We start from the raw sequence: 26,709 nt of genomic DNA on the forward strand, positions 1-26,709 counted from the left end.
GCGGGAGCGGAACCGCCGCCGCCCTGCGGCGGTTCCTCGCTCGTGAGCTGAAGGATCGCCCGGACTGGAATTCACCGAAATACTGGTCAAGCAATGCCCAAAACGGCTAACCTTGGCCATCGGGTTCGCGCCGCGGACGCGTATTGGAATTGGTGGATAGCCGACATATGCCCATCAGCGGCCGTTATGTGGTCCAGTCGACCATCGTCCTGCTCGCCGTCGGCTTCCTTACCCTGCTCGGCATCGTGGCCATGACGATCTGGCTCGGCGAACAGGCGCGAATCTATTCCAACGACGCCGCCGAGGCGCGCGACACGCAGATCGCCGCGGTCGAGCTGCGTAGCGCCCTGCAGAGCGCGGAGTCCAGCCAGCGCGGATATCTGCTGGGCGGCAACGAAATCTACCTGGCGCCCTACGATAACGCCAAGGCCACCGGCGAACGGCAGTTCGAGCGGCTGAAACGGCTGCTGGCGCCGCGGCGGGATGCGGAGGCCATGCTGACCCGGCTTGCCGTCGTCATTGCCGACAAATTCGCCGAGATGGACAGGACCAACGCGTTGAAACGCGATCTGCAGGACGCCGAAGCGGCGGCCGTATTCCGGACCAATCGCGGCAAGGCGTTGATGGACGAGGCCAACGTATTCCTGTCCAGCATCATGCGGACCACCGACGAACGGCTGATCAGGGGCGTGATGGAGCAGCGCGAGAACGCAACCAGGCTGCGCTGGGTGTCGATTCTTGGCGCCATCGCCATCGTCCTTGTGGTCGGCGGCGTCACCATTACCTTCGGCCGCTACGCCCGCGAGATCGCGCAAGCGCGCGACGATGTCCGCAACCTCAATGTCAGCCTGGAGGCGCGGGTGGCCGAACGCACCGCCGATCTCGGCCGCGCGCGGGATCGGGCGGAAACCCTGCTGGCGGAGGTCAATCACCGGGTCGCCAACAGCCTGATGCTGGTCGCCTCGCTGGTCAAGCTGCAGTCGAACGCCGTCAAGGACGCCGCCGCCAAGACCGCGCTCGACGAGACCGAAGCGCGCATCCATGCGATCTCGATGGTGCACAAGCGGCTTTATACGTCGGGCGATGCGCGGGTGGTCGCGTTGGACGAATATCTGTCCGGCCTGCTCGACCAGTTGCAAATCTCGATGCGCGGCGACGGACTGGGCGCGCTGCTTCGATATCATCTGGAGTCGCTGCAGCTCGGTACCGACGCCAGCATCAATCTCGGCGTCATCGTCGCCGAATGGGTCACCAACGCGGTAAAATATGCCTATCCGGACCGCCACGGCGAAATCCGTATCGACCTCAAGCGGCTGCCCGACGGTCGCGGCGAACTCACGGTCGAGGATGACGGGGTCGGCCGCAGCCTCGCGCCGGCCAGAGGCACCGGCCTCGGCACCCGGCTTGTCGGTGCGATGGCAAAAAGCATCGGCGCGGAGATTCATTACGATGCGCGCAATCCGGGAACCGGCGCACGGCTGGTTTTTCCCGTCGCGGCGTGAGGCCCTGACCAAAACGTCGCCCTTACCGCCGGGCTCGCAAGGCCGGGCATGGCGAGCAAAAGGCCAGGCTTTTTGCGACTCGCTTCCGGCAGCATCCTGATAATACATTGAACTTCGATTGACGGGTTTCCGTCGGAGGCAGGATGGTTTTTCATCGCACCGCGCGACCGATCTGGCTCGCCGCGACATTGGTCCTGGCGGCCGCCTGCCGCGCGGCGGTCGATCCATCGTCCGCTCAAGACGGTCCGCCGGGCCTCACCAGGCCGGTGCGGCTTCCGCCGTTCGATCCGGATGCCGCAAGATGCGGCACGCCGCCCGGGCTGGAAAAAGTACTCGCTTTCGCCCAGGACAATCAGCGGCAATTCATGCAGGGCGTCGCGCATGGACTGGCTGCGGCCGCAAAGGACCGGCAGCTCGACTATCGCGTCGCCGTTGCGAACAACGACCCCGCCGCAATGATCGAGCAGGTCCGCGAGTTCAGCCGATCCGGCGTCGGCGCCGTCGTCGCCGCGCCGGTCGACCCGCCCTCGCTGGCGCCGCACCTGCAGCGGCTGATCTGGGCCGGAGCCTATGTCGGCGCCGTGGTGCCGCCGCCTGCGACGTCGCTGCTCAATGCCCCGCAATATCTGACCGGCAAGGTGCTGGGCGACGTGGCTGCCGGCTATATCCGCGAACGTCTCGGCGGCAAGGCAAACGTGGTCGTTCTGACCCATGACAGCCTGCAGTTTCTCGCGCCGCGCTTCACCGCGATGCGGGACTCGTTGAAGGATCTTCCCGGCGTGACCATCGTCGCCGACATCTCGCCCTTGACGGTCAACGAGGAAGGCGGGGCTGCGATGATGCGCACCATCCTGCTCGCCAATCCGAGCGTCGATGTCGTGCTCGGCGCCGATACCGTGGTGCTCGGCGCGCTCGCCGCGCTGCGCCAGGCCGGCAAGGCGCGGCCCGACCAGTTCCTCGGCGGGATCGACGGCGAGCCGGAAGCCATTGCCGAGATCAAGCGCGGCGGTCCCTACAAGGCCAGCATCAGTCTCGCCTCGCCGGTGTTCGGCTATGCCATGGGGCAGCATGCCGCCGACTGGCTGGAAGGAAGGAGCATTCCCCAGGCGATGGATATCCTTCCGAAATCGCTGACGCGCGACAACATCGCGGCCTATGAAGCGGACCTCGCGGATCCGGCGGCGGTCTATCGCGATGCCGCGCGCCGCGGCGCCTATCTGAAGATGTACGGCAACATCTGCTACGACACGCGCGACCGCTACATCAATTTCCCATGGTCGTCGGAACGCCGCGGGCCGGATTGAGCGGCCGCCCCGTCGGTATGAAACATGCGGCCCTGCGCCGCGGCGCGCGCGCAGGTAATTTCGCGGAGCCGGATTACGCCAGCCGTTCCTTCGTGGTAGTGATTGTTTTTAGACTCGCCCGCCACATTGCATCGCTTTTTAGAATTTGAGGATATTGATATGGCAAACATGCGGAAGAATGTCTGGGAGCTCGGCGGCGATTGGGCCGATCCCATTCTCTGGTACGCCCGCATGGTGTATGCGCTGGCGAACGACGGCGTGCGACTGTTAAGAGTTTATGATGGTTCCGGCCCTAGTGGCGCGCTACCGGACTTGAACCGAAGAACAAATCCGCGCTCCGTCCGTTCAGCGAACATCAGCTCAAGATCATGGATTTTTATGTCGCCTTGCAGTGCGCTACGCAAAAACGCGGCGACGTGACGCTGATTCATCCTGAAGAAGTCATCGGCATTTCGGGAAGAAACCCAAGCCGACAAGCATCCGTTGAAACTAAAGGCAACGTTGTCGGATAACGGCGAACCAAAGGATTTCGGATTGATACTTAACTTGGTTTTCGGCTTGCTTTTCAGATGGTTCGCGCCGCTGCTTCTGCGTCGAGATTGATCTGGGCACCATGCCCATTACCCGTAGCAATATACGCGAGACCAGTTTTTCATTGAAGATGCGAGAGTATCTTGCCGCTCATGCCTCGGGTCAGCATGAGCAGCGATACGGTTGGAAGAATTTTCGTGTTCTGACGATTACAACGGATCGGAAGCGCGCGCAATCGATGGCTGATGCGTTAGACAAATTACCATTTCCGCTGCTTGGCCCAGCGGCATCCCTATTCTTCTTTGCCACGCACAACGAAATATACAGCCACGATCCGCTAGGCAAAATATGGTACGATGGCAACGGTCGAGAAAGCGAGCTTATCTAAATCCGCGGCAGGCACAATTTGGCCGATGCTCGCATCAGGCACCCTTAGGGCAGCCAGCGTCATTTCTCCGTTCGCTGCCTTGTTGGCAGATTCCAGGCTTGACACAGGCCCAGCAAACAAGAGGGGATTTTATGGACGCGAAACAACTGACTCAGAAGCTTAAGCGTTGCAGACCGCTCGATTATTTCACCTTATCGCTTCGATCTTGGTCTTCAGGCCGTCGGAAGTAATGACAGCAAAATTCCGCGGACGAACGCTCTCTACTGGAAGATCTGTTGCTGCCAATACTGAGTCCGAAGACGCGCTTATGTGAACCGCGACCGCTGCAACGTTCGTCGGCTGCGAGGTGCTCACAAGAACGGACCCGCTGGCAGAATACAGCGACTGACATATGTGGCCGTAAACAGCCGACTTGTCGAACCCAAACGATGCCGCTTCATCAGATTTAAATGGCATTACGAGGCAAGTCGGGGAAGCGTCGAAAGCAAACGCTAAGCGCCACGCACCTGTTCGAATCAAATCGTCATCATCAAACAGCGGATTGTCAGTCAGCCGAGCTTGCAAAAGCATAGCGTTGGCGATTAAACGCTGAAACCCGCCGAGAACAACATTTTCAATTACCGCTGGCTTGCGTAACAATGGGAACGACAGATTTACCGAGACCGGCGCCGCGAGTTTGAAAATAGCTACATCTGTATTTGGGGAAGACATAGAAGGGGCAAAAGAAGCAGCTGCGACGGCTGTCGACTTCGGCTCGAAGTTTGGCGCAGACAGTATTTCAGCGACCGGCAATGCCACCGGATTGGGTAGACCGTCATCAAGCGGGACGAACCAAACGCCACTTCCTGGAGCAGCGTTGGTGGGAACTTCCCCAAGGCAATGCCTTGCCGAGAGTACGGTATATTTTCCAACAAGCATACCGGAGCAAATGATCCTCTGGCGGGCAGAAACCGCCGCGTCTCGCACCACAATAATTCCGGTAAGCTTTTTTAACAAGGACGCCGCATTCTGTAGCCGGCCCTCGTCGAAACAAAACTTCTTGTAGTCGTTGTAGGCGGCTGCGCACAAGCCGGCCGCCCGTCTTTGTTCTTCGGTCAATCTGGCTGGAGAGGCATCTCTGGGAAACGCAAACAAGCAGATATCTGTAAAGTCGTTAATGCGGTCGCTAGGGGGCAGAGAACCGAAGTTAATCTTCTGACGCAACGAGCGCACGGCATCACCGCAACTTTTCGCTCGTCGCTTTTCGGCCGGAGCGTGCAAACTGGCCATCAGGTCGGTAGCTTGTTGTTGCGAAATTTCGCTACCACCTTGCAAGCCGGCCAATCGAGTTCCGGCCATGTCTGCGCCGCGGTCAGGTTCGACTTCTTGGCGCTGCATGTTACTCAATTTGAGTGACGACAACTGACGAAAATCGATCGATGGAACGGGAACAACCCCTTTTACTTTTAACGAGGGGTCTAGTAAGAATTCGATTGATGAAGCAGGGGCTTTTCCAACGGGCGCGTCGCGCAAAACTAAAATTAGGTCGCGCAACGCCTGATGCGTCGGATCGGATCTGGACTGAACCGATTTCAGAAATCGGTTTTGGCCAGCTTGGGTCCGAAGATCGTTCCCCTCTACGCTCAGTGACAAACTTGAATGTTGCGCTGTGGCCGGCCAAGTATTGAGCCAACAAGTCATTGCAAAAATAACGCACTTGCCGCGATGAGCTCGTTTCATTCGTACATGCCTCAATCGTTACATAGAACGGTTCGGTCTGATTAATTTTCTGGGATTAGCTGCCGGATTACAAAAAAGGATATTGAACTGCCGATCAATCAATTACTAGTTGTCTTATTCGAAAAAAAGTCGTACACTTTAATTTTTTCTGGAACTATTTACGGCTATTACTCGTTAATCGGAGACGTGTATGCGTATTTATTTTAGCGTGTTGGCATTGGTAATACTTGCTGCAAGCACAATCGCATGTTCGATGGTCGATACTTATCGTATCACCAATAGTGCGTCTGTCGGCCCGCAAACCCAACATGGCGGTTCGTATTTTCTTCCTAAGCATCTTTTACGGGTAACTGTTAAAGTCGACGATAAGAAAAAGCGTACTGTTACGGTCGCCTCAGACATTGTTGCCGACCGTAATGCACTCGCGCAAGTTGGATTTAATCTATCTCCACTTTCCGACGACGATATTAAGGTCGAGTACGAAAAGAACGGACTTCTCAAAGGTGTTGCAGCTACCGCGACTGATCGGACCGGCGACATCCTTGTACAGCTCGCAAAGACGGTAGCGGGCTTTCGCGCCACCCCCGAAGAGCAGGCTGCAGCTGTTGCTATTTATGAATTTGACCCGTTTGATTGGGGCGATGCCGCTTTCGTTAACTCGAAGCTTATGGCACGTTTCCAAGTTTGCGTTGAGGTCGAAGTTCGCTCAGGAGTTTGGAGCCCCGGCTGTGGTACTAACTCGCGCGGGATCGCGTACAAGGCGGAAGAGACCGATCTTCGAACGGTGCCCCCTAGGTTGCCAGGCGTATACTACCGGCGACCCATCGCGCATCAGGTACATGTTATTGAGGGTGGTGTCTCGAAGCAGCTTGTTTCTGTACAGTTCGCAAACGCTGCTCCGATCTTTAAAATCGATATCGAGCGCACTGCCTTTATTCAACGAAAAACTATCCTCAATTTCGAAAGCGGCGTACCAACGCTTGTTCAGGTTGTGAAGCCATCTGAAGGCTTGGCGATTGTCCAACTCCCGCTTACGATTGCCAAGGCAATTATCTCTGCTCCTGTAGATGCCATTTCTGCGCATAAAGAAGTGCAAACGGCGCAAGCTGATTTATTAGAGTCGGAAGCCAAAAGGGTTCAAGCTCAGCAGAAGCTCGCATCCTTAACTGGAACTGCAACGTCTGCGATAGATGTCAGGTCCGCGGTTGACGTAGGCTCGTTTCGTAGCACAGCTGCCGGCAACCCAATAACTGTAGCATCATGCGAGCAGATTGGAATTACCGATCCACAAACCTGCGCCGCAGCCTTGGGACGTCGTGAATGAAAGCTCATAGATTCCACTTTAGCGAGCTTTTGCTAGCGCTGACGATGTTCTGCTTTTTGTCGCCTGTATTGGCGGCGCCTCCTTCGCCTGCACCTGTCGAAGCGTCGAGAGCGCCATTTTCCTTCGCGCTGCCACATCCTAGGAGCTTTCGCAATGAAGTCATTGGCGGAAAGCCCACTGCTGACCGCAAAATCGTCGGCATTCACTATATCGACAACGGCAGCGTTGGACGGGTTTGCAGTGGCCTCTGGATCAGCCGGCGCTTTGTGCTCACTGCCGCACACTGCACGTGTAATAATTCGAGCAATTCCTTTCTCGTGTCCAACGACACAGTAGCGGCGAATGACTGGCGTCCTGCTACGCTTCATAAACGATATGACGAATCGTTCTGCGCCTTTTTTCGGCCCCGGGAAGGGAATGACCTCGCACTACTTGCGCTGAATAGTGGGCTGCTACTTCCCGCGAAGGTCAATGAGCGGCCATGCGATGATTACAGCCTTATCGATGACATCAAGCTCGCCAGCACATACATATTAGCGCCGCCTGCGCGGCTTTTAGTCGCAGGGTACGGCTTTGTTGGTGATATGCCCGGCTCCCTAGGGCAACGGCGGGAAGCCGAAGTCGGTGTGAATACCTTGACCTGTGCGCAACCGCTTGCACAGGCCCTGGGATGCACACCGCTTAAAGAAATAATCTTAGGAGCCGGACGTACCGACGGAGAAATTCGCGACACATGTGGCGGCGATAGCGGCGGTCCTACGTATCTCAGACAGGGCGATCGCTTGATGCCGGTTGGCATCGTATCGCGTGGGCTTCCAATTGCGCAGGTTTTTCCGAACAGGGGCCTTTGCGGTTCTGGAGGAATCTATACTCTTCTCGGACGCAAAGAGGTCATCGCTTGGTTGCGAGATGCCGGCGTCCCTTCCGGTACACAATGTTAGTGGTGATCGGCTCTTGAAAGAACTGTTAAGAAATCCTGATGGGTTTGGTCACGGCGGTTCTTTACAAGTAAAGATCCTTGCTCTGTAAACAGCGCAAACCGCGCTTACGCGTCGCGAGTCAAGTCTTGCAAGAGCACCACCTCGATCACGCCCCGAGAGTCTAACAGATCGCGAGCGAGGTTCAGACCTTGGCCACCGCTCACGGTGCTGTCAGCTTTGTTGCCGATGCTACCCTTGGTGTGATTGCGTAGCTTTCCGACGATGCGGCGGCATCAACACTTGCGCGAGCAGGTAGCGACGATGCCCGGCAAGGCCGGGCATGGCGAGCAAAAGGCCAGGCTTTTTGCGACTCGCTTCCCGCAGCATCCTGATAATACATTGAACTTCGATTGACGGGTTTCCGTCGGAGGCAGGATGGTTTTTCATCGCACCGCGCGACCGATCTGGCTCGCCGCGACATTGGTCCTGGCGGCCGCCTGCCGCGCGGCGGTCGATCCATCGTCCGCTCAAGACGGTCCGCCGGGCCTCACCAGGCCGGTGCGGCTTCCGCCGTTCGATCCGGATGCCGCAAGATGCGGCACGCCGCCCGGGCTGGAAAAAGTACTCGCTTTCGCCCAGGACAATCAGCGGCAATTCATGCAGGGCGTCGCGCATGGACTGGCTGCGGCCGCAAAGGACCGGCAGCTCGACTATCGCGTCGCCGTTGCGAACAACGACCCCGCCGCAATGATCGAGCAGGTCCGCGAGTTCAGCCGATCCGGCGTCGGCGCCGTCGTCGCCGCGCCGGTCGACCCGCCCTCGCTGGCGCCGCACCTGCAGCGGCTGATCTGGGCCGGAGCCTATGTCGGCGCCGTGGTGCCGCCGCCTGCGACGTCGCTGCTCAATGCCCCGCAATATCTGACCGGCAAGGTGCTGGGCGACGTGGCTGCCGGCTATATCCGCGAACGTCTCGGCGGCAAGGCAAACGTGGTCGTTCTGACCCATGACAGCCTGCAGTTTCTCGCGCCGCGCTTCACCGCGATGCGGGACTCGTTGAAGGATCTTCCCGGCGTGACCATCGTCGCCGACATCTCGCCCTTGACGGTCAACGAGGAAGGCGGGGCTGCGATGATGCGCACCATCCTGCTCGCCAATCCGAGCGTCGATGTCGTGCTCGGCGCCGATACCGTGGTGCTCGGCGCGCTCGCCGCGCTGCGCCAGGCCGGCAAGGCGCGGCCCGACCAGTTCCTCGGCGGGATCGACGGCGAGCCGGAAGCCATTGCCGAGATCAAGCGCGGCGGTCCCTACAAGGCCAGCATCAGTCTCGCCTCGCCGGTGTTCGGCTATGCCATGGGGCAGCATGCCGCCGACTGGCTGGAAGGAAGGAGCATTCCCCAGGCGATGGATATCCTTCCGAAATCGCTGACGCGCGACAACATCGCGGCCTATGAAGCGGACCTCGCGGATCCGGCGGCGGTCTATCGCGATGCCGCGCGCCGCGGCGCCTATCTGAAGATGTACGGCAACATCTGCTACGACACGCGCGACCGCTACATCAATTTCCCATGGTCGTCGGAACGCCGCGGGCCGGATTGAGCGGCCGCCCCGTCGGTATGAAACATGCGGCCCTGCGCCGCGGCGCGCGCGCAGGTAATTTCGCGGAGCCGGATTACGCCAGCCGTTCCTTCGTGGTAGTGATTGTTTTTAGACTCGCCCGCCACATTGCATCGCTTTTTAGAATTTGAGGATATTGATATGGCAAACATGCGGAAGAATGTCTGGGAGCTCGGCGGCGATTGGGCCGATCCCATTCTCTGGTACGCCCGCGGCGTCAAGGCGATGAAGGCACGGCCGCTCGCCGAGCCCACCAGCTGGAGGTTCTACGGCGGCATTCACGGTTTCTATCGGCCGTGGTGGAAGCAACTCGGCTATCTGAACTCCACCGAGCCGATGCCGAGCAATTCCGACGTTGCGACCTATTGGAAGCAGTGCCAGCACGGAAGCTGGTATTTCCTGCCGTGGCATCGCGGTTATCTGCTCGCCTTCGAAGCGATCATTCGCGACGAGGTCGTCAAACTCGGCGGGCCGGCCGACTGGGCGCTTCCGTACTGGAATTACTTCAAGCCGAACCAGAATCCGCTGCCGCCCGCCTTCGCATCCGAGGACTGGCCCGACGGGGAAGGCGACAACCCGCTGTATGTCGTGGCGCGCTATGGTCCGGACGGCGACGGCAAGGTCTACGTGCCGATGGATCAAGTCGACCTGAACGCCCTCGGCGATCCCGACTTCATCGGCGCCGGGAGCGGCGGCAGCCAGGGTTTTGGCGGCGTCGATACCGGATTCAGTCACGGCGGCGACGTCCATGGCGGCGTCGAAACCCAGCCGCATGACAACGTCCACGGACTTGTCGGCGGCGGCGACCAAACGACGCTGGGCCTGATGTCGTGGCCCGACCTCGCCGGGCTTGATCCGATCTTCTACCTGCATCATTCGAACATTGACCGGCTGTGGGAGGTATGGCGAAAAATCCCGGCTTCCAAAGGCGATCCGACCGACGCAAAATGGGTCGGCGGACCGGCCGGCATCGGCGAGCGTGCGTTCGCCATGCCGATGCCGGGCGGCGAAAGCCTCGCCTACACGCCCGGCGACATGAGCGACCTGTCGAAGCTCGGTTATGGGTATGACGACGTCTCGCCGCCGTCGGCGACGCCGCAACTGGTCGCACGGCTGCGCAGGCTAGGCGTGCCGGAAACCGAATCCGTCGTCAGGAGGACCGCCATGGCCGGACCCAAGACCGTCGAACTGCTCGGCGCAAACACCGAAAGCGTGCGCATGACCGGTACCGAGGCCAGGACCTCGGTCGCGCTCGACGCCGAGGTCAAGAACAAGGTCACCGAAAGCCTGACGCTGGAATCGACTACCCCGCCGGACCGCATCTTCCTCAATCTGGAGAACGTGCGCGGCCTCAACGATGCCACCGTCTTCAGCGTCTACATCAACGTTCCCGACGGCGATGACCCGGCCAGCCATCCCGAGCTCAAGGCGGGCAGCATTGCGCTGTTCGGCGTCAGCAAGGCCACCGCGGCCGATGACAAGCACTCGGGCAATGGCCTTACCTTCGTGCTCGAGATCACCCATATCGTCGACACGCTGCATCTGGCCGGCACTTTCGATGCCTCCCAGCTTCACGTCCGGCTGGTGCCGCGCAGGCCCGTGCCGGACGCCGCGAACGTCAGCGTCGGCCGCATCAGCATCTTCCGGCAGGCCGCCTAGCGGAGTGTAACATGCAAGGCGTACCCCGGGCCGAACCGTGGCGTGTCGTGCTCTGGACGACGTGCTGTATCGCCTGGTCGGCGCTGATGCTGGGTACCGGCGGCACAAGTCCGGCCGCGCTGTGCGCGACCGGGAAGCTCTGGGCGCCGCCGTCGCTTCCGCTCGACGCCGCGCTCATGCTCAACGCTCCCGGCGCGCTCGCGTCCGGCTGGGCGCTGATGGTTGCCGCCATGATGCCGCCTCTGATCATCGCGCCGCTGCGCCGGGTTCGCGACCGCAGCTTCGCGAGGCGCCGCGCACGGGCGACGCTTCTTTTCGTCGCCGGTTATACAGGGGTATGGCTGGCTGCGGGGGTCGGACTTGAAGCCGTCGCGCTGGTCGCGCTGCCGGCTTTACCGACGCCGCTGATCGGCCTCGGCCTGGCGGCCGCCATTGCAGCGGGGTGGCAGATTTCGCCCGCCAAGCAATGGTGCCTGAACCGGTGCCACCGCCAACCCCGTCTCGCCGCTTTCGGCGCGGCGGCGGACCGTGACGCGTTCGGGTTCGGGCTGATCAACGGAGCGTCCTGTGTCGGTGCGTGCTGGGCGTTGATGCTGCTGATCCTCTGCGTAGGGCCCGCTCACGTCATGGCGATGGCGGTCGCGGCGCTGTTTGTCGCCGCCGAACGGCTGGAAAGCCCGGCCCCGCTGGGGTGGCGTTGGCGCGGTCCCGGCAAGGCCCTGCGCATCGCCGCAGCGCGCGCCCGCGGCTGGCCGGCGCAACAACGCCGCATCAGGGAGGTTTTGCCATGAAACTGGGAATACCCGTCTACGAAGGCGTCAATCTGCTCGACGTCGCGGGCCCGCTGGAGATGTTCTACTGGGCCGGCCAGAACGGCAACGCTCTGAAAACCGTCCTGGTCTCCTCGAACGGCAAGCCCGTCACATCCATCAACGGCGTGACTTTCACGGTCGGCGGGAGTTTCGCTGACGAGCCGGCGCTGGATATCCTGTGGGTGCCCGGGGGCAAACCCGAAGCGCTCGAAGACATCATGAGGGATCCCGATTCACCGTACCTTCGATATCTCCGCCGCATCGCACGCCACGCCACATGGGTGTGCTCGGTATGCGAGGGCGCGCTATTGCTGGCGCGTGCGGGCCTGCTGGATCATCACAAGGCGACGACGCATTGGGCCTTCGTCGCATGCCTGCAGAAATTCCCGGACGTCACCGTGGATACCACCCACCCGCGCTTCCTGGTCTCGAAACGGCAGACCCCTGGCGGCGAGGAGAAGCGGTTGACCGGGGGCGGCATCTCGTCCGGCCTCGACGAGGCGCTGCAACTTATTTCCTTGCTGTTCGACGCTGAGAGCGCCGAACGCGTCCAAGTCACGACGGAGTATTTCCCGAAGCCGCCCGTGACGGGCGCGATCCCCAAGGTGCCGGAGTGCGACATGAACTGGGGACCGCGCTGAAGCCTGCGACAAGGCACGCCGAAACCCGGCCGGCGCGCCATGCGCGAGGCTTGACCGCGTCCGTCGACCTGAGAGCCGTTCAAAAGAAGATCCATTGCCTGGCAATAGACAGCGAGCAGCGACTCAATGACTTGCGTTTGCCATCAGGCGGTAGCGGGCTATGATTGCATCAGGTCTTCGAAGATCGGTTCCGTCTCGTGACGCAGCGGGCGTGACAGCAAGCGCGAAGAGATATCGTCGATGGATGCCCTTCCATGCAAGACCGTCTCGACCGCAGAGACGATCGGCATATCGACATTGAGCATCGCAGCCAGCCCAAGAACAGCAGTCGCCGTCGCAACCCCTTCGGTGACACCGCCCGCGCTTTTCAGCGCATCGCTCAAGTCTCGCCCTTGTCCAAGCGCGATACCAAGCGACATGTTGCGCGACAGGGTGCTTGTACAGCAGGACACGACGTCGCCGAACCCTGACAGGCCCATCAGGGTTTGTGGCCTCGCGCCCAAGGCATTGCCCAGCCGCATGATCTCGGTCAGACCTCGCGTCATCAGGGCCGCCCGCGCATTCTCGCCGAGGCCTCGTCCCACAACGATGCCGGAGGCAATCGCCAGAACGTTCTTGATGGCCCCCCCGATCTGCGCGCCTAATGCGTCATCGGTAGTATAAATCCGGCAGGATGGCGATGAGATGGCCCGTGCCATGGCCTGCACGCCGTCCGCTCCGGCGAGAGTCAATGCGGACGGAAGTCCGCGCCCGATCTCGACGGCGAAGCTCGGCCCGGACAGAACGTAGACCGGATAGCCAGGCAACTCCTCGCTTATGACCTCGCTCATCAGTTTATGCGTGACCAGTTCGATTCCCTTGCCTGCCGCAATAAGGGTCTTGTCGTCGCCCAGGTAAGGAAGCAGTACCTTGCATACCCGACGGGTTTGCTGAGCAGGAACAGCCAGTACCAGTACATCGCAAGAGGTGAGGTCGGTGATGTCCGCCGTGATCCCGATGCGTGCGTCAATTTTTATGCTCGGCAGATAAGCCTTGTTCTCGCGATCCTTCCGTAGCTGATCTGCAAGATCGGGACTGCGCATCCATAGCGTGACGCGACGACCGGCGCGATTGAAAAGCAAGGCGAGGGCCGTGCCCCAGGCACCGCCGCCAACAACGCCGAAGTGATTGATCGAAGCAGTCATTCTGATCCCTGGCTGGAATATTGCCGCAACAATGGATTACTGCGCCGCATCTCTCAATTCCGATGGTGCGAGTGATCGAGTACGGGTTTTGCATCCGGCCGAGGATCTGATCAGCAATCAAACCGCTCAACTTATCCGGATGAGTCCAATACCGATGCAGACCAGCACGGCCGTCACGATGCGATCGATACCGACACGCTCCCGCAGGATAAACGTCGATATCAGCGCAACAAACAACACGCTGGTCTCGCGCAGCGCCGAAACTGATCCCATGGGCGCGCGTGCCAGCGCCCAAACCGCTATCCAGTAGGCTGAGATCTGCATCATTCCAGCCACCGAACACAGAGCGATCGTTTTCTGATCCATACGAAATATGGAAGCCCCTTTCCACCACAGCACGATGATTAGCGTGGCGACGCCGTCGCCGATCGTGAGCAGGACGGCGAAGCCAAATGCCGATCCCGACATGCGTGCACCTGCACCATCAACAACGGTGTAGCAGGCGATCAACAGACCGGTGGCTAGAGAGAAGACGATGGTTTTGGTATCCGCCTGTCCCCTCCGCCCGAACGCCGTATAGATCACGCCGCCCGCCAAGATGATGACGCCGAGCAGCGCGAAGACGCTCGGGACTTCTCCAAAGATCACGGCTGCGCAAATCGTCACCAGCAACGGCGCCGACCCGCGGGCTATCGGATAGACCTGGCCGAGATCGCCATGGTTGTAGGCGATCGGAAGCATGAAATGGTACGCTGTATGGACACCGATTGAGAGGACGAGAAGAGGCCAGCACGCCGCGGCAGGCATCACCGTAAACGGAAATACGAGGAGAGACGCCAGGCTCCCGGCAAACGTAACCATTGCCATAACGACGACGCGGTCTCCGCCAATCTTGACGGCACTGTTCCAACCCGCGTTGAGAACGGCGGCCCCGAGCACCGCGATGAGAATACTGTTGTCTATCAACGGCTCGGCCCAAACCAGCTTGATACGCAGCGCGGCGCCTTCAACAAGGACGTTCACTCGCTGTGAATGATTTATGACAGCTTTACAACATGGACTTGCGTCAAGCAAAAACTATTTATGCATGTATAATTATTATAACTCGCTCTGAAGTAGCAGATGGATGCTCATTCCCTGCCAAATGCCGAGCTTGCGATTCGCGGCGGACCTCCGGTGCGCGCCACGCGCTGGCCTCGATTCGACAAAGGAGATGTAGATATAGGGACCAGCGAACTGGACGCGATCAAACGCGTGATCGAACGCAAGCTCCTATTTCGTTACGACGGTCGTTTAATCCAGGATACGGAAGTCGGGCGCTTCGAAGCGGCGATTTGCGAATTCCTCAAGGTCAAGCATGCCCTCGCTGTTTCGAGTGGCACCGCAGCCCTGACAGTCAGTCTCATGGCACTTGGCATCAAGCCGGGAGACGACGTGCTGTGTTCAGGCTTTGCATTTGCCGCCGACCCGAGCAGTATCATCCTCGCGGGTGGCCGGCCGGTCTTGGTGGATGCCGATGACGACCTGCATACCGATCTCGAACGCAAGATCACGCCGAACACAAGGGCGATTTTGCTCGTGCATCAGCGGGGCCAAGCCGGCGCCATCGGAGAGGTACTGGCAATCCTCACGGCGCCGGCTTGCCGTCACTTGCGGCTGCTTCGAATGGCATCGTCGAGCGACCCAGCGGTTGATATGGATCAAGAATGGGCGCGAACTTCGTCCGCATCACCTTTGACCGCACGGGGGGAGGGAAGAGACCGCTCCGCCTCCGCCTCCCCGCCCCGCCCGAACAACCGCGTCACGCTCACGAAGAACACCGGCACCATCAGCAGCGCCAGGATCACCACCGCGATCATGCCGCCCATCACGCTGGTGCCGAGCGCCTGCTGGCTGGCGCCGCCGGCGCCGCCGGCAATCACCATCGGCAGCACGCCGCAGACAAAGGCGAGGCCGGTCATCAGGATCGGACGGAAGCGCAGGGCGCAGGCTTCCATGGTGGCTTCGATCAAGGGCTTGCCCTGGGCGCGCAGATCCTTGGCGAATTCGATGATGAGGATGGCGTCTTTGGCGGCGAGCCCGATGATGGTGACCAGGCCGACGGTGAAATAGACGTCGTTGGGCAGGCCGCGCAGCGCCGCGGCGAGCACCGCGCCGAGAATGCCGAGCGGCACGGTGAGCAGCACCGCCAGCGGAATGGTCCAGCTCTCGTAGAGCGCGGCAAGACACAAAAACACCACCAGCGCCGATAGGCCGAGCAGGAACGGCGCCTGCGAACCGGAGAGCTTTTCCTGCAGCGATTGCCCGGTCCACTCATAGCCGAAACCGCGCGGCAGTTGGCCGGCGAGCCGCTCCATCTCGGCGATCGCATCGCCCGAAGTGTAGCCCGCCCTCGCCTCGCCGCTGATGCGCACCGACGGATAGAAATTGAATCCCGCGATCTGGGTCGGCCCCTTCGACCATTCCACGGCGGCGAAGGCCGAGAACGGCACCAGCTGGCCGCGGCTGTTCTTGACGTTGTAGTTCAGGATGTCGTCGGCATTCATGCGCCCGCCGGAATCGGCCTGCACGATCACGCGCTGCATGCGGCCGCGGTTCGGAAAGTCATTGACGTAGCTGGAGCCGAGGTTGGTCGAGATCGTGCTGTTGATGTCCTCGAAGGTGACGCCGAAGGCGCCGGCCTTCTCGCGGTCGATCATCAGGTTGACCTGCGGACCCGGCGGCAGCCCTTCGACGTAGACCTTCTGCAGGACCGGACTGGCATTGGCGCCGGCGATGAGCTGGTCGGCGGCACCGGCCAGCGCCGGAGTGCCCTTCTGGCCGCGGTCCTGCAGGCGGAAGCTGAAGCCGGAGGAATTGCCGAGATTGTCGATCGGCGGCGGTTGCAGCGCCGTGATCCTGGCGTCGCGGATCGAGGACAGGTCCCTGTTGATGTCGGCGACGATGGCGGCGGCGGAATCTTTTGAAGGACGCTCGGACCAATCCTTCAGCGTGATGAACGCCTGCGCGGTGTTGATGCCCTGGCCCAGAAAGCTGAAGCCGGTAAGGAAAGTGACGTTCTCGACGCCGGCGCGCTGCGCCAGGTATTTTTCCACGCGCTCGACCGCGGCTTCCGTGCGGTTGAAGGATGAGTCCGACGGCGTCTGCACGTCGGTGGTGATGAAGCCCTGGTCGTCGACGGGGAGGAAGCCGCCGGGCAGCCGGCCGAACGCCCAGCCGAGCCCGAGCAAAAGCGCGGCGTAGATCAGCATCAGGCGTCCGGTGCGCCGCAGCGACCAGCCCACCGTGCCGGAATAGCGATGCTTCACCGAATCGAGGCCGCGGTTGAACCAGCCGAACAGGCCGTTGCGCGCGTGGCCGCCGCCGGCCGCCACCGGCTTGAGCAGCGTCGCGCACAAGGCCGGCGTCAACGACAGCGCCAGCAGCGCGGAAAATCCGATCGCCGCGATCATGGTCACCGAGAACTGCCGGTAGATGATTCCGACCGATCCCGGAAAGAACGCCATCGGCACGAACACCGCCATCAGCACCAGCGTGATGCCGACGATGGCGCCGGTGATCTGCGCCATCGCCTTGCGGGTGGCCTGTTTCGGCGGCAGCCCCTCCTCCGCCATGATGCGCTCGACATTCTCCACCACCACGATGGCGTCGTCGACGAGAATGCCGACCGCCAGCACCATGCCGAACATGGTGAGCATGTTGACCGAATAACCGGCCAGCAGCAGCACCGCCGAGGTGCCGAGCAGCGCCACCGGCACCACGATGGTCGGAATGATGGTGTAGCGGATGTTCTGCAGAAACAGGAACATCACGACGAACACCAGCACGACCGCCTCGACCAGCGTCGACAGCACCTTCTCGATCGAGGCTTTGACCACCGGCGTGATGTTGTAGGGAATCTCGTAGGCGATATTGGCCGGAAAGAATTTAGCCAGTTCCTTCATCTTGGCTTCGACGGCGCTCGCGGTGGCCAGCGCGTTGCCGGTCGGCGACAGCAGCACCGACAGGCCGGCGGTCGGCTTGCCGTTCAGGCGGGTGGTGAACTGGTAGCCGAGGCCGCCGATCTCGATGCGGGCGACGTCGCGCAGCCGCACGGTCGAACCGTCGGGATTGGCGCGCAAGGTGATGGCGCCGAATTCGTCCGGCGTGCCGAGCTGGCCCTTGACCAGCACCAGCGCGGATATCTTCTGCGCCGGCGTGGACGGCTCGGCGCCGACGCTTCCCGAGGCGACCTGCGCGTTCTGCGCGTTGATCGCCCTAGTGACGTCGTCGGCGGTGAGGCCGTAGCCGACCAGCTTTGCGGGATCGATCCAGATGCGCAGGCTGCGCTCGGTCGAATACAGCGTGGCGCGGCCGACGCCGGGAATGCGCCTGATTTCGCCGAGCACGTTGCGGATCATGAAGTCGCCGAGGCCGACCTCGTCGAGGCTGCCGTCGGTCGAGCGCAGCGTGACGATCTGCAGCACGGCGCTGGAGGCTTCCTCGACCAGGATGCCCTGCTGGATCACCGCGCGCGGCAGCCGCGCCTCGACGCGCTTGATTCGGTTCTGCACCTCCACCGACGCCATGCCGGTGTCGGTGCCGGGCACGAAGTTCGCCACGATGTCGACCTGGCCCAGTGCGTCGCTGGTGGATTCGAAATTCAGGATGCCGTTCGCGCCGTTCAGCTCCTCCTCGATCAGCCGCGTCACGCTGTTGTAGAGGTTTTCCGGCGAGGCGCCGGGATAGCTGGTGGAGATCGAAATCGAGGGCGGCGCGATGATCGGATACTGCGCCACCGGAAGCCGCGGGATCGCGATCACGCCGATCAGGCAGATGAAGAGGGCCACGACCCAGGCGAAGATGGGCCGGTCGATGAAGAAAGCGGGCATCGCCTTACCTCTGCCTCGCCGCACACTCCGCCGCCGGCCCCGCAAAGGCGGGGACCCATAACCCCAGGCGTCTATGATTGCGCACGAACGTTGCAACGACATCGTTCAAATTGAAACGACACGGCGTATGGGTCCCCGCCTTCGCGGGGACGACATCTGATGTGTGGCGCGCGGACGCGCGATCAACAACGATCATGAATTTACCGGCGCGCTTGCGTGGTGTGATCCGGCCCCGAGCCTGCCGACGCGTCGGCCTCGGTCCAGGCCTGCGGCTTGACCTTGTCGCCGGCGGCGAACTTCTGAAAGCCTTCGACCACCACGCGGTCGCCCGACTTCAAGCCCTCGGTCACGAACCACTGGCCGTCCTGCACCGATCCGGTGCGCACCGGCTGGGTGGCGACGTGGTTGTCGGCCTTGACGATGAACACCTCGCTGCCGCCGCCGCTGTTGCGCTGGATCGCCTGCTGCGGCACCGCGATCGCGTCGCTGTCGATGCCCTGCTCGATCAGCACGCGGACATACATGCCCGGCAGCAATTCACGCTTCGGGTTGGGAAATTCGCCGCGCAGCGTAACCTGTCCGGTATGGGCGTCGACCTTGGCATCGGAGAACAGCAGCTTGCCGGTGAGCGCATAAGGCGTGCCGTCGTCGAGCACCAGGCGGACCTTGGCGGCGCCGGGGGCGATGCGTTCCAGGTCGCCGCTGTCGAAGGAACGCCGCAGATGATGGAGTTCGCCGACCGATTGCGTGAAATCCGCATAGATCGGATCAAGCTGCTGGATGGTCGCGAGGTTCGATGCGTCGTTCTGCACCACCAGCGCGCCCTCGCTCACCAGCGCGGCACCGACGATGCCGTCGATCGGCGCTCGGATGGTGGCATAATCGAGATTGAGCCTGGCGCGCGCGACGTCGGCCTTGCGCCCGGCGACGTCGGCTTCGGCCTGGCGCATCGCCGCAATGGCCTTCTCGTTTTCCACTTCGGTGGTCGCGCGCTGGCTGGTCAGCAGCGCAACGCGCCGCGCCTGCTGCGCGGCCTGGTCGTACACCGCGATCGCCCGCGCCAATGCCGCCTCATTGGATTGCAACTCGACGTCGAACGGCCGCGGATCGATCCGGTACAGCGTATCGCCGGCCTTGACCTCGCTGCCCTGACTGAAGGTGCGCTCGACCACGATGCCGGATACGCGCGGCCGCACGTCGGCGATCCGCGTCGGCGCGATGCGCCCCGGCAATTCGCGCACGATGGCACGCGCGCGCGGAACCACGGTGACGATGCTCACTTCGGGCTCGGCGGTTTGCGGCGTGGCTGCTGCCGCGACATTCGGATCGTCGCATCCACCGAGAAGCGGCGCGAGGCCGAACACCAGAAGAGCAGCCGAGGCCGGTCGTATGTTGAAACGTGTCATCAGCTTTCAGAAATTCCTGTTTGCGCGGACGCACGCGCCAAACCCCCGCGAACCGCAAGGCTCGCAGCTTCGCCTCGCGACTCCGCAGCATCTTTGATGGGATGGAAGTTAGACAGCTTCAGTTGCAATGCAACATATTTTGCGGCGGCTCAATGTCACACAGCCCTAGCGCATTGAACGCGCGGAGAGTTTTGCGATCTCACACGATCGTGACTCAGCTGTTATCCGCGCGGAGGGCACAAGGCCCGGCATGACGGCGCGGTCTACGTCATGCCCGGCGCAAGGGCCGGGCAGCGCCTTCATCGTCATGGCCGGGCTTGTCCCGGCCATCCACGTCTTTGCTCCACATCGGAAAGAAAGACGTGGATGCCGGCATAAGGCCCGGCAATGACGAACCGGATTTCACGCCGCCTTCATCCGGTACTGACTGATCCCCCATTCGCTGCCGCCGGCATATCCGAACACGCCGGCGGTCGCCAAAAAGAACCAGCGCCAGCGCCGCATCCACAGGCTTGTGTCGCCGCGATAGATGGGGCGGAGAATGCCGTTGATCTCGGCGCGGTGCGCGTCGAAATTGGAAAGCCAGTCCTGCGCGGTGCGCTGATAGTGCACGCCGCTCCAGCGCCATTCCTTTTCGACCTCGAACAGATCGGCATATTGCCGGATCAGATGATGGCTCGGCATCACGCCGCCGGTGAAGAAATGCTGCGCGATCCAGTCCTCGCGGTCGGCGCGGTCGAACAAATAGGCGCCGGCGCGGTGGGTGAAGATGTGCAGGAAGAAGCGGCCGTCGGGATTGAGCCAGGAGCGCACCCGCACGATCAGTTCGTGCCAGTTCATCATGTGTTCGAACATTTCCACCGAAACGACGCGGTCGAAGGTGAGCTGCGGATCGAACACATTCATGTCCTGGGTGATCACGCGCAGGTTTTTCAGTCCGCGCGCCGCCGCCTCGGCTTCGATATGGATGCGCTGCGAATGCGAATTCGACACCGCGGTGATCTGCGCGTGGGGAAACTGCCGCGCCATCCACAGCGACAGCGAGCCCCAGCCGCAGCCGAGTTCGAGGATCGACTGGCCGTCGTGCAGGTCGGCATGCTCGACGGTCTGCCGCAGCGACTCTTCTTCGGCTTCCCTCAATGTCGATGCCGGCTCCTTGTAGAAGCACGACGAATACTTCAGGTTCGGGCCCAGCACCTTGGCAAAGAACGTCGATGGCACCTCGTAATGCTGCGCGTTGGCCTCGTCGGTATATTCGGCGATGTGGCGCGCGGCCATCTCGTCGGCGAACGAGGCGTCGCTCTCGGCGTTGCCGCTGGCGAGTCTGGTGGCGGTGCGCGAGCACAGCCGCTGGATCGCGGCGCGGATCACGATGTCGGGCAGCGGCACGCGCTCGGCAGTGCCGATAATCGAGGAAACGAAACTCATCAGATCGCTCCTTTACGTGGCGGCAATGGAAAGAACATGCTGGTACGCGTCTGGTAGTCGCGGTACCGCGCGCCGCGCGAACGCAGCATCTGTTGTTCAAGCGGCGGAATGCCGGTGACATGGACCAGGATCCAGTACATGAACACCGGCGCCAGCAGCGTCGCCCAGCCCCAGGGATAGCCGGTCGAAATTGCGATCACCGGATAGGCGAGCCAGCCGAACCATTCGAAGAAATAATTGGGATGCCGCGACCAGCGCCACAGCCCGACATCGCAGACGCGGCCCTTGTTGGCAGGATCGGTTCGGAAGTTTTTCAACTGCGAATCGGCGAGCGCTTCGCCGGCAATGCCGATCAGCAGGATCAGCGCGCCGAGATAATCCTGGATGCGCAGCACGTCAGATGGAAACCGCGCCGCTACAAAAATGGAAAACACCAGCGGGATCGAACCCAACCCCTGGTTCTGCAAAAAGATGAACATCTTGCGCGGGGAGTCGACGCCCCATTTGCTGGCAAAGGCGGCATAGCGCGGATCGTCCGTGATCGCGGCGCTGCGCGCGGCGATATGCGAGCCGAGCCGCAGCGACCAGATCGCCACCAGCGCCGCCACCAGCCATTGCCGCGCGTTGGGCGCAGCACCCCCCGCCGGCCACAGCGCGCCGCCGGCGCCGACCAGCCCCAGCGAGAACGTCCAGATGGTATCGACCCAGCCGGAATTGCCGGTGTGCTGCTGCACCACCCAGGCACCCGCCATCAGTACCGACAGCGACACTGCGATCGCGGCCAAAGCTTCGAAGTATAAAATAAGCATGCAAATCCCGCTAACAGCCTCAAACGCCAAACTATTTTGGAAATACGCTGATGTTTAAGCCCGGTTTCATCCTGAAGTTCCATGGATACGGGTGAAAACAACCTGACCGAGTCTGTTTTCCCGCCGTCCCTGTGCCATATTGAGGCCGGAAACGATGCTCCCCCAAAACCGGACTGATGCCATATGGCGCCCACTGCCCGCTCCACGATGGAGATCGAACTGACAAAACTGTCCTCGCCCCGGATTTTCCTGGTGCGGATGCTGGTGTTTCTGGTGCTGTGCGCGCTGATCCTGGTCGTGCTCTACAAGCAGATCATCACCGCCTTCTTCGCCAATCCGGGGCTGAACGCCCTGATCGGCGCGGTGCTGCTGATCGGCATCATCCTGTCGTTCCGGCAGGTGATCCGGCTCTATCCCGAGGTGTCGTGGGTCAACAGTTTCCGCATCGCCGATCCCGGGCTGGCCATCGAGCGGCGGCCGACGCTGCTGGCGCCGATGGCGGCGATTCTCGGCGGCGAGCGGTCGGGGCGCATGACCATCTCGCAACAGACCATGCGCCATCTGCTGGATTCCATCGCCACGCGGCTCGACGAGGCCCGCGACATTTCCCGCTACATGACCGGCCTGCTGGTGTTCCTCGGCCTGCTCGGTACCTTCTGGGGCCTGATCGAAACCGTGGGTTCCGTCGGCAAGGTGATCGACGGGCTGAAAGTCGGCGGCGACGCCGGCGCGCTGTTCGATACGCTGAAAGAGGGCCTCGCGGCGCCGCTGGGCGGCATGGGCATTTCGTTCTCGTCGTCGCTGTTCGGCTTGGCCGGTTCGCTGATCCTGGGCTTTCTCGATCTGCAGTCGAGCCAGGCGCAGAACCGGTTCTATACCGATCTCGAAGACTGGCTGGCCTCCACGGTACGGGAATATTCAGGCGAGAGCGCCGCCGGCGCCAGCGGCGACCTGCAGAACGCCATCGAGCGGCTGCGCACGGCGATGGAGGAAGGCGGCAACAACCGCGGCACCACCGCGGCGATGGCCAATCTCGCCGAAGCGATTCAGGGCCTGGTCGCGCATATGCGCACCGAGCAGCAGATGATCCGGGAATGGGCCGACGGCCAGGGCGAACAGAACCGCGAGATCAGGAAACTGCTGGAACGCCTCGCAAGGCAACCGGAGAAGAATTGAGAAACTGGCATTGTACCCGGACGCAGCGCAGCGTGTCGCACTTCGCGGGAGCGGAACGCTGCAGGGCCGGAGCCGTAACAACTTCGTCATGCGCGGGCCTGACCCGCGTATGACGAGATGTGGGAATCCGGCAGGGGCAAGCCCGGCAATTGACGCTTCGAGTTCGTAACGGTCCTGATTCTACCAAGCAGCGTGAAGAACGCCGCATCCGTCGGGATACCCGCGTCCGGGACACGAGAGTGGAGAATTTTTGAATGGCCCTTGCCCGCACCCGCCGCAACGAGAGCGGTTTCAACTACTGGCCCGGGTTCGTCGACGCGCTCTCGACGCTGGTGCTGTCGATCGTATTTTTGCTGTCGGTGTTCCTGGTGGTGCAGTTCTTCCTGTCGCAGGAGGTCACCGGCAAGGATAAGGCGCTGGAGCAGCTCAACGCCAAGCTCGCGCAGTTGAACGAGCTGCTGTCGCTGGAAAAGCTCACCGGGCTTACCCTCAATGACCAGCTCTCGCAGGTGCGCGCCGGCCTTGCCTCCGCCGAAGCCGAACGCGACCGCGTCAAGGGGCTCTATGACGGCCTTGCCGGCGCCGGAAGCGACGCCGCCGGCCGCGCCACCGAGCTCAACAAGGCGCTGGATTCCGAAAAGCAGATGTCGGCTCGGGCGTTGGCGCAGGTCGAGGTGCTGAACCAGCAGATATCGGCGCTGCGCCGCCAGCTCGCTGCCCTCGAGGAAGCGCTCGATGCCTCGGAAAAACGCGACAGGGAGAGCCAGGGCCGCATCGCCGATCTCGGACAGCGGCTGAACGTGGCCCTGGCGCAGCGGGTGCAGGAGCTGTCGCGCTACCGCTCGGAATTTTTCGGACGGCTGCGCTCGATCCTCGGCAACCGGCCGGACATCCGGATCGTCGGCGACCGCTTCGTGTTCCAGTCCGAGGTGTTTTTCGACGCGGGGCAGGCGCTGCTGCTTTCCGAAGGCCGCGCCGAACTGGACAAGCTCGCGACCGCCCTGACCGAGCTCGACAAGCAGATTCCGGCCGAAATCGCCTGGGTGCTGCGGGTCGACGGCCATACCGACGTCAGGCCGATCACCAACAGCCCGGTGTTCAAGTCGAACTGGGAATTGTCGTCGGCGCGCGCGATTTCAGTGGTGCAGTATCTGGTCTCGCTCGGCGTGCCGCCGCAGCGGCTGGTCGCGGCCGGCTTTGCGGAATTCCAGCCGCTCGATACCGCCGCCACCGAAGAGGCCTACAAGCGCAACCGCCGCATCGAATTGAAGCTGACGGAACGGTGAGGTGATGCTTGACGAGGTCCTTCCACCTTCGCTCCTATCGCGCCGCGGATGAAGACGCCGCGATCGCGCTGTGGCGCGACACCTGGCAGCAGGCCTATCCGTCGATCGACTTCGGCGCGCGGGTAAAGTGGTGGCGCGAGCGCTGGCGCAGGGAGTTGGCGCCGAATGCGACGATCGTTGTCGCCGAGCAGAGCGGCGCACTGGCCGGATTCGTCACCATCGATGCCACGGGCTATCTCGACCAGTTGGTGGTCGGCCGCGAGCATTGGGGGTCCGATCTCGGCAACGCGCTGGTCGACGAAGCAAAAAGGCTGTCACCCGACGGCATCACGCTGTTGGTCAACACCGACAACGCGCGGGCGATCAGGTTTTACCGACGCAACGGTTTTGTCGATGCCGGCGGCGATGTGAACCCGACATCCGGGAAGCCGGTGTTGCGGATGGAATGGAAGGCCGCACTACGTCGTCCCCGCGCAGGCGGGGACCCATAGACACTATTGATTGCGGCAAGAGTCGGCTGTTGCCGCATGTTGCCCCATAACGAAGATCGGTGGTTATGGGTCCCCGCCTGCGCGGGGACGACAACCTACACCCCCTCGAACTGCAGCCGCGCCAGCCTTGCATAGAGCCCGTTGGCCGCCACCAGCGAGGCGTGGGTGCCCTGCTCGACGATGCGGCCCTGGTCCATCACCATGATGCGGTCGCAGGACAATACGGTGGCGAGGCGGTGCGCGATCACCAGCGTGGTGCGGTGGCGCATCAATTCCTCCAGCGCGGTCTGCACCAGCGTTTCGGATTCGGCGTCGAGCGACGAGGTCGCCTCGTCGAGCAGCAATAGCGGCGCGTCGCGCAGGATGGCGCGGGCGATGGCGATGCGCTGGCGCTGGCCGCCGGACAGCGTGACGCCGCGCTCGCCGAGTTCGGCCTCGAACCCCCGCGGCAGGCGGCGGATGAATTCGGTGGCGTGGGCCTGCCCGGCGGCGCGCTCGACCTCGGCATCGGTCGCATCGGGCCGGCCGAAGCGGATGTTGTCGCGCGCGGAGGCCGCGAACGCCACCGAATCCTGCGGCACCAATGCGATGCGCGCGCGCACCTCGCGCGGATCGGCATCGCGGATCGGAACCCCGTCGAATGCGATGGCGCCGCTCGAAGGGTCGTAGAACCGCAGCAGCAAATGAAACAGCGTGCTCTTTCCCGCCCCGGACGGACCGACGATCGCGACCTTTTCGCCTGCACGCACCGACAGCGAGACATTATCGACCGCCAGCGCGTCCGGCCGGGTCGGATAGGCAAAGCTGACATGGGTGAACACCACGTCGCCGCGCGCCGGCTGCGGCAGCACCCGCGGCGACGCCGGCGCCACGATCGACGATCTCACATGCAGGATTTCGAACAGCCGCTCGGCCGCGCCCGAGGCCGCCGACACCTCGCCCCAGACTTCGCTGAGCTGGCCGAGACCGGCCGCCGCGAACGCCGCATATAATACAAACTGGCCGAGCCGGCCGGGACTGATGGCGCCATTCAGCACGTCATGGGAGCCGACCCAGAGGATCATCACCACGCTGGAAAACACGATGAAGATGATGATCGCGGTCAGCACCGAACGCGCCTTGCTGGAACCGCGCGCGGCTTCATAGGCCTGCTCGACCTCGCCGCGGAAGCGCGCATTGGCGAGTTTTTCGTTGGTGTAGGCCTGCACGGTGCGGATGGCGCCGACCAGTTCCGAGGCATAGGCGGTGGCCTCGGCCAGCGTATCCTGGGCGTTGCGCGACAGCCGCCGCACCCAGCGCCCGAACGCCACCAGCGGAATCACGATCAGCGGGATCGCCAAGAGGACAAAACCCGAGAGCCTGGGGCTCGTGATCACCATCATCGCGGCGGCACCGACGAACAGCATCAGATTGCGCAACGCGATCGATACCGACGAGCCCACCGCGGATTTGATCTGGGTGGTGTCGGCGGTCAACCGCGAGATCAATTCGCCGCTGCGCGCCGAATCGAAGAACGCCGGCGACAGCGAGATCAGATGCGCGAATACGTCGCGCCGCAAGTCGGCGACGATGCGCTCGCCGATGGTCATCACCAGATAATGCCGCGAAGCGCTGGCAACAGCCAGCACCGCGACCACCGCGATC

21 protein-coding genes and 1 pseudogene are annotated in these 26,709 nt (G+C 62.2%); 14 read left to right on the top strand and 8 right to left on the bottom strand.

All coding sequences use genetic code 11. The features are described from left to right. The first annotated feature begins 167 nt into the window (after window positions 1–167). From ACFE72_RS17885 to ACFE72_RS17900, 4 genes are all read left to right on the top strand, one after another. Complete coding sequence (locus ACFE72_RS17885; RefSeq protein WP_375414461.1) at window positions 168–1,502, top strand: sensor histidine kinase; 1,335 nt, start codon at window positions 168–170, stop codon at window positions 1,500–1,502. A 143-nt stretch (window positions 1,503–1,645) separates the two neighbouring features. Continuing rightward, window positions 1,646–2,806: a sugar ABC transporter substrate-binding protein gene (locus tag ACFE72_RS17890; protein ID WP_375414462.1), complete on the top strand. Its 1,161-nt coding sequence runs from the start codon at window positions 1,646–1,648 to the stop codon at window positions 2,804–2,806. A gap of 368 nt (window positions 2,807–3,174) precedes the next feature. After that, window positions 3,175–3,318 carry a hypothetical protein gene (locus tag ACFE72_RS17895; protein WP_375414463.1) on the top strand — a complete coding sequence of 48 codons (144 nt, stop codon included), beginning with the start codon at window positions 3,175–3,177 and terminating at the stop codon, window positions 3,316–3,318. Between the two features lie 101 nt (window positions 3,319–3,419). Next, the gene (locus tag ACFE72_RS17900) at window positions 3,420–3,725 is read left to right on the top strand and encodes a hypothetical protein (protein ID WP_375414464.1); all 306 of its coding nucleotides are present in this window, start codon (window positions 3,420–3,422) and stop codon (window positions 3,723–3,725) included. 186 nt (window positions 3,726–3,911) lie between these two features. Here the strand turns inward: ACFE72_RS17900 and ACFE72_RS17905 are convergent, their stop codons facing one another. Further along, window positions 3,912–5,444, bottom strand: a complete 1,533-nt coding sequence (locus ACFE72_RS17905) for a trypsin-like serine protease (RefSeq protein ID WP_375414465.1) — start codon at window positions 5,442–5,444, stop codon at window positions 3,912–3,914. A 190-nt stretch (window positions 5,445–5,634) separates the two neighbouring features. Between ACFE72_RS17905 and ACFE72_RS17910 the strand changes: the two genes are divergently transcribed. From ACFE72_RS17910 to ACFE72_RS17935, 6 genes are all read left to right on the top strand, one after another. Continuing rightward, entirely contained in the window at window positions 5,635–6,768 is a 1,134-nt protein-coding gene (locus ACFE72_RS17910) for a hypothetical protein (RefSeq protein ID WP_375414466.1), read from the top strand. Continuing rightward, a complete protein-coding gene (locus tag ACFE72_RS17915; RefSeq protein WP_375414467.1) occupies window positions 6,765–7,709 on the top strand; it encodes a trypsin-like serine protease in 945 nt (314 codons plus the stop codon). Before ACFE72_RS17910 ends, ACFE72_RS17915 begins: the two co-directional genes overlap by 4 nt. Before the next feature lie 414 nt (window positions 7,710–8,123). Beyond that, on the top strand, window positions 8,124–9,284 hold the full coding sequence (locus tag ACFE72_RS17920) for a sugar ABC transporter substrate-binding protein (RefSeq protein ID WP_375414462.1): 1,161 nt from the start codon (window positions 8,124–8,126) through the stop codon (window positions 9,282–9,284). Window positions 9,285–9,443: 159 nt separating this feature from the next. Next, window positions 9,444–10,961 (top strand): tyrosinase family protein, encoded by a 1,518-nt coding sequence (locus ACFE72_RS17925; protein WP_375414468.1) that lies wholly within the window; start codon window positions 9,444–9,446, stop codon window positions 10,959–10,961. 11 nt (window positions 10,962–10,972) lie between these two features. Next, complete coding sequence (locus tag ACFE72_RS17930) at window positions 10,973–11,752, top strand: DUF2182 domain-containing protein (RefSeq protein ID WP_375414469.1); 780 nt, start codon at window positions 10,973–10,975, stop codon at window positions 11,750–11,752. Then, window positions 11,749–12,414, top strand: coding sequence for a DJ-1/PfpI family protein (locus ACFE72_RS17935; protein ID WP_375414470.1), 666 nt, complete (start codon window positions 11,749–11,751; stop codon window positions 12,412–12,414). Before ACFE72_RS17930 ends, ACFE72_RS17935 begins: the two co-directional genes overlap by 4 nt. 158 nt (window positions 12,415–12,572) lie before the next feature. Here the strand turns inward: ACFE72_RS17935 and ACFE72_RS17940 are convergent, their stop codons facing one another. Next, entirely contained in the window at window positions 12,573–13,598 is a 1,026-nt protein-coding gene (locus ACFE72_RS17940; protein WP_375414471.1) for an NAD(P)H-dependent glycerol-3-phosphate dehydrogenase, read from the bottom strand. 126 nt (window positions 13,599–13,724) lie between these two features. Next, window positions 13,725–14,621, bottom strand: a complete 897-nt coding sequence (locus tag ACFE72_RS17945) for an EamA family transporter (protein ID WP_375414472.1) — start codon at window positions 14,619–14,621, stop codon at window positions 13,725–13,727. Window positions 14,622–14,720: 99 nt separating this feature from the next. On the opposite strand from ACFE72_RS17945, the pseudogene ACFE72_RS17950 reads away from it, so the two are divergent. Next, window positions 14,721–15,164 (top strand): annotated as a pseudogene (locus tag ACFE72_RS17950) (aminotransferase class I/II-fold pyridoxal phosphate-dependent enzyme); the annotation flags it as partial. A gap of 134 nt (window positions 15,165–15,298) precedes the next feature. On the opposite strand, the gene ACFE72_RS17955 reads toward ACFE72_RS17950, so the two are convergent. The 4 genes from ACFE72_RS17955 to ACFE72_RS17970 all read right to left on the bottom strand — a co-directional run bounded on the left by ACFE72_RS17955 (window position 15,299) and on the right by ACFE72_RS17970 (window position 22,112). Beyond that, on the bottom strand, window positions 15,299–18,469 hold the full coding sequence (locus tag ACFE72_RS17955) for a multidrug efflux RND transporter permease subunit (protein ID WP_375414473.1): 3,171 nt from the start codon (window positions 18,467–18,469) through the stop codon (window positions 15,299–15,301). Window positions 18,470–18,669: 200 nt separating this feature from the next. Next, entirely contained in the window at window positions 18,670–19,875 is a 1,206-nt protein-coding gene (locus tag ACFE72_RS17960; RefSeq protein WP_375414474.1) for an efflux RND transporter periplasmic adaptor subunit, read from the bottom strand. Window positions 19,876–20,277: 402 nt separating this feature from the next. Then, on the bottom strand, window positions 20,278–21,303 hold the full coding sequence (locus tag ACFE72_RS17965) for an SAM-dependent methyltransferase (protein ID WP_375414475.1): 1,026 nt from the start codon (window positions 21,301–21,303) through the stop codon (window positions 20,278–20,280). Further along, window positions 21,303–22,112 (bottom strand): DUF1295 domain-containing protein, encoded by an 810-nt coding sequence (locus ACFE72_RS17970; RefSeq protein ID WP_375414476.1) that lies wholly within the window; start codon window positions 22,110–22,112, stop codon window positions 21,303–21,305. Before ACFE72_RS17970 ends, ACFE72_RS17965 begins: the two co-directional genes overlap by 1 nt. A gap of 183 nt (window positions 22,113–22,295) precedes the next feature. Here ACFE72_RS17970 and ACFE72_RS17975 point away from each other — a divergent pair, with 183 nt between their 5' ends. The 3 genes from ACFE72_RS17975 (at window position 22,296) to ACFE72_RS17985 (ending at window position 25,065) form a co-directional block, all read left to right on the top strand. Continuing rightward, complete coding sequence (locus tag ACFE72_RS17975; protein WP_375414477.1) at window positions 22,296–23,288, top strand: flagellar motor protein MotA; 993 nt, start codon at window positions 22,296–22,298, stop codon at window positions 23,286–23,288. Window positions 23,289–23,542: 254 nt separating this feature from the next. Further along, entirely contained in the window at window positions 23,543–24,574 is a 1,032-nt protein-coding gene (locus tag ACFE72_RS17980; RefSeq protein ID WP_375414478.1) for a peptidoglycan -binding protein, read from the top strand. A gap of 8 nt (window positions 24,575–24,582) precedes the next feature. Then, on the top strand, window positions 24,583–25,065 hold the full coding sequence (locus ACFE72_RS17985) for a GNAT family N-acetyltransferase (RefSeq protein WP_375414479.1): 483 nt from the start codon (window positions 24,583–24,585) through the stop codon (window positions 25,063–25,065). A gap of 95 nt (window positions 25,066–25,160) precedes the next feature. Here the strand turns inward: ACFE72_RS17985 and ACFE72_RS17990 are convergent. Further along, window positions 25,161–26,709, bottom strand: a 1,549-nt coding sequence (locus ACFE72_RS17990; protein ID WP_375414480.1) for an ABC transporter transmembrane domain-containing protein, incomplete at its 5' end; no start/stop codon positions are given.

The organism is uncultured Bradyrhizobium sp., from assembly GCF_964252615.1.
In the GTDB taxonomy this organism is placed as follows: Bacteria; Pseudomonadota; Alphaproteobacteria; order Rhizobiales; family Xanthobacteraceae; genus Bradyrhizobium.